The organism is Streptomyces sp. SID3343, from assembly GCF_009865215.1.
Classification (GTDB): Bacteria; Actinomycetota; Actinomycetes; order Streptomycetales; family Streptomycetaceae; genus Embleya.
Genome location: NZ_WWJX01000331.1, coordinates 1 through 429 on the forward strand (window position 1 = coordinate 1; position 429 = coordinate 429).

Below are 429 nucleotides of genomic sequence, written 5' to 3' on the forward strand. Positions count from 1 at the left end.
CACGACCAGGAGCACCTGCCGGGTTTCGAGCGGGACCCGGGCGGCCCACGCGGGTCCGACGCCGGGCGGGGCGGCGGCGGGCACAGGCGGGGCGGGCGGGACGGGCGGGACGAACTGGGCGGGCACCTGGCCCGGCGGCGGACCCTGGGGGGCCGGTCCGGGTTCGCCGGCGGACGCGGACCGGGTCGCGACGAGCCCGGCCAGGGTCAGGGCGGCGGGAGCGGTCCGGAACAACAGACGTCGGGAAATGGTCATCGTCCACGACTACCCCCTCGTCGGCGTCTACCCGTGCCCGCAGGGCCTGTATACGCTGCCCGCCACCCCATCGGCCCAGCGCCATCACCCGATCGTGACCGGCACCGACCGCGACGAGGCCGGCGGGGGCGAGCGTGCGGCCGGCGGGGGCCGCGAGCGGTCGGGGTCGGCGCG

At 79.0% G+C, this 429-nt stretch carries 1 protein-coding gene and 1 pseudogene; one reads left to right on the plus strand and one right to left on the minus strand.

Annotation, left to right across the window (positions count from 1 at the left end):
* Positions 1 to 255: pseudogene (locus tag GT354_RS52530) on the minus strand (hypothetical protein); the annotation flags it as partial.
* Between GT354_RS52530 and GT354_RS53775 the strand changes: the two are divergent.
* The coding region (locus GT354_RS53775; RefSeq protein ID WP_237534612.1) for a hypothetical protein at positions 248 to 429 on the plus strand (182 nt) is incomplete at its 3' end. The pseudogene GT354_RS52530 and the gene GT354_RS53775 sit on opposite strands and share 8 nt — an antisense overlap.